Origin of the sequence: Bacteroides sp., assembly GCA_036351255.1 — a bacterium.
In the GTDB taxonomy this organism is placed as follows: domain Bacteria; phylum Bacteroidota; class Bacteroidia; order Bacteroidales; family UBA7960; genus UBA7960.
This window is the reverse complement of sequence record JAZBOS010000034.1, coordinates 1-2147: the sequence shown is the minus strand read 5'-3', so window position 1 is coordinate 2147 and position 2147 is coordinate 1. Positions and strand designations below refer to the sequence as shown.

Here is a 2147-nt window from a genome sequence, read left to right as displayed (position 1 = left end):
GCCTGGGCTGTATCAAGCGCTCTGATCAAATCGCTGGAAATCACATGATCAATCTGAAAATTGCCCAGGTGAAGGCCTAACCGCTCAACTTCCTGTCGACCCTGTGCGTTTAATGGCCCATCACTGCTGCCCTGTAATAACTGCTTTTCGTTGGCTAGCGTTTGTCCATGACGAACTAAGATGATACGCGTTAATCCGTTGATGTGTGTGTGCATTATTCTTTTCTAAGATAATTCGTAACTTTTCAGGCAACCCTGCTGAAGGGCGGGGGGTGTGGTGTGGCGGCTTCGTCGCCACACCACACCCCCGAATTTCCTCGCAGGCGAAGGTGTTACGCTAATTCACCAACAAAGTTTATTCGGTTTCAGCCAACCGTTTTTCAACTTCTTCAAGAAAGACCGTCAGTACCCGATCTACCACACCTTTACGTGCGCCAAACATCAGTTTTTGTCCGACAGCGTTCAATGGGTAAGCAAAGATGGAAAGGTTGGTATGACCTGCTTCATCGACGGTGAAAGTCATTTCTAATTTACTACGATCGCCTAAAACCTCGCCTTTCAGTTTCTTATCCATTTGGACGTGGAGTAATTTACCTTCCGGCTCACTTTTCAGGATTTTACCGCCCAATTGCTTCACGCACGTGTAAGCAGCTTTGTAAACCGCCTCAAAGGAATATTCAAATTGCTTGGATCTTGTTTTTTCATATGGCATAATTTAAAGCTCCTCAATTTTGATCGCTTGATGAAATTCACTTACTAATGATAGTGAAGGCATCCCCGTCCCAGGTAAACTGGCAGCAGCAGTTCCGCATGCCATCGCCCAGGGCAAGGCAACATCGATCGCATCGCCTTCCGCTAGCCGCCAGACCATACCGGCAACCATGGCATCCCCGGCACCAATCGGGTTTTGCGCAGTAATCTGAGGTGTTTGACCCGTCCAGCAGTGTTGCGAGTCACTTAAAAAAGCACCTTTGTCACCCAGGGAAACCAGGATATTCGGGATACCCTGCGCATGGAGATCGGCAACATACTGTGGTAACTGGTGAGGGTCCTGAATATCTACGCCAAGCAGGGCACTCAGTTCATGCACATTGGGTTTGATCAGAAATGGCTTCTCTTCAACACCCAATTGCAAAGGAAGACCGCTGGTATCTAAAACTGCATGCGCTTCTGCTTGGTTGATTTTTCGGATGATCCTGGCGTAGATGTCCTCAGGCACCCCGTTGGGAATGGAGCCTGCCAGCACCCAGAAGTCTCCCGGACTAACTAGGGTGTCAACTTTTTCTAAAAGGGCGTCGATTTCAGCTTGAGTCACGTACGGACCAGCTTCATTCAACTTGACATAATGGTTTTCAGCCTGGTCCACAATGCTAATATTCGTACGGGTCTCACCCTGGATGGGGGTCAGGTCCACAGCAATCGCCAAAGATTCAAGCCCTGCCGAAATCACCTCGCCAGTGTGACCGCCCACAAATCCAAGGGCCACATTTTTTGCACCCAATGACTGCAGCATCCGCGAGACATTAAAACCTTTACCGCCAAAATCAATGCGCATACTCGTCATCCGCATAATATCGTCAAAAACGATTTGCGGCACTTTATATTCTTTATCCAATGCAGGGTTAAGCGTGACGGTATAAATCATCTTATTGCCCTTCTTTTCCCTGGCCTCTGGAAACAACCTGCCCGTCCTTTTTACGAATTGCAGCCAGCAGACCGACGAGAATGCCAAGGCCTGTGGTGAAAATAACCAGGATGGTCTTGCCCCATAATTCATAAATAACCTTGCGAAGCTCTAGGCCGATCATGAAAGCCAAAAACATGGCTAAGATTTTTAGAAAATCAATCAAGATGACCTTAAAAGTGCGACCCTTTTTCCAAGAACGGATCACAACAGTCACCAGCGCGGCAATAAAACTGAGGATAATCGCCATACCAAAATCTGGCTCGGTTTGGGAGGCTCTGTAAAATAGCCCATAATACAAACCAATTGCAGCCCCGATCAGGACGAATTGAAAGTATAGCCGATATTGTTGCCCCTGTGGTTTAGCCTGACTCATTTTGCACCCACATCCCAGAAATGCCTGATCAATGCTTGTTCGGCTGCAAAGGTCCAGGCATTGTTAGGTCCCAATGCTTGGGTAATGT

General features: G+C 47.8%; 4 protein-coding genes. All 4 read right to left on the bottom strand.

Annotated features, from left to right (window positions below):
* Nucleotides 1–215: histidine phosphatase family protein (locus tag V2I46_03090; GenBank protein MEE4176472.1), on the bottom strand; the 215-nt coding region annotated here is incomplete at its 3' end.
* A gap of 139 nt (nucleotides 216–354) precedes the next feature.
* On the bottom strand, nucleotides 355–711 hold the full coding sequence (locus V2I46_03085; GenBank protein MEE4176471.1) for a hypothetical protein: 357 nt from the start codon (nucleotides 709–711) through the stop codon (nucleotides 355–357).
* A gap of 3 nt (nucleotides 712–714) precedes the next feature.
* A complete protein-coding gene (gene pfkB / locus V2I46_03080) occupies nucleotides 715–1644 on the bottom strand; it encodes a 1-phosphofructokinase (GenBank protein ID MEE4176470.1) in 930 nt (309 codons plus the stop codon).
* A gap of 1 nt (nucleotide 1645) precedes the next feature.
* The gene (locus V2I46_03075) at nucleotides 1646–2059 is read right to left on the bottom strand and encodes a hypothetical protein (protein ID MEE4176469.1); all 414 of its coding nucleotides are present in this window, start codon (nucleotides 2057–2059) and stop codon (nucleotides 1646–1648) included.
* Nucleotides 2060–2147: the final 88 nt, after the last annotated feature.

What these genes read in the sequence shown, in the direction of transcription:
- V2I46_03085 (MEE4176471.1), bottom strand. Translation starts at nt 711, where the DNA reads ATGCCATATGAAAAAACAAGATCCAAGCAATTTGAATATTCCTTTGAG.
- pfkB (MEE4176470.1), bottom strand. Translation starts at nt 1,644, where the DNA reads ATGATTTATACCGTCACGCTTAACCCTGCATTGGATAAAGAATATAAA.
- V2I46_03075 (MEE4176469.1), bottom strand. Translation starts at nt 2,059, where the DNA reads ATGAGTCAGGCTAAACCACAGGGGCAACAATATCGGCTATACTTTCAA.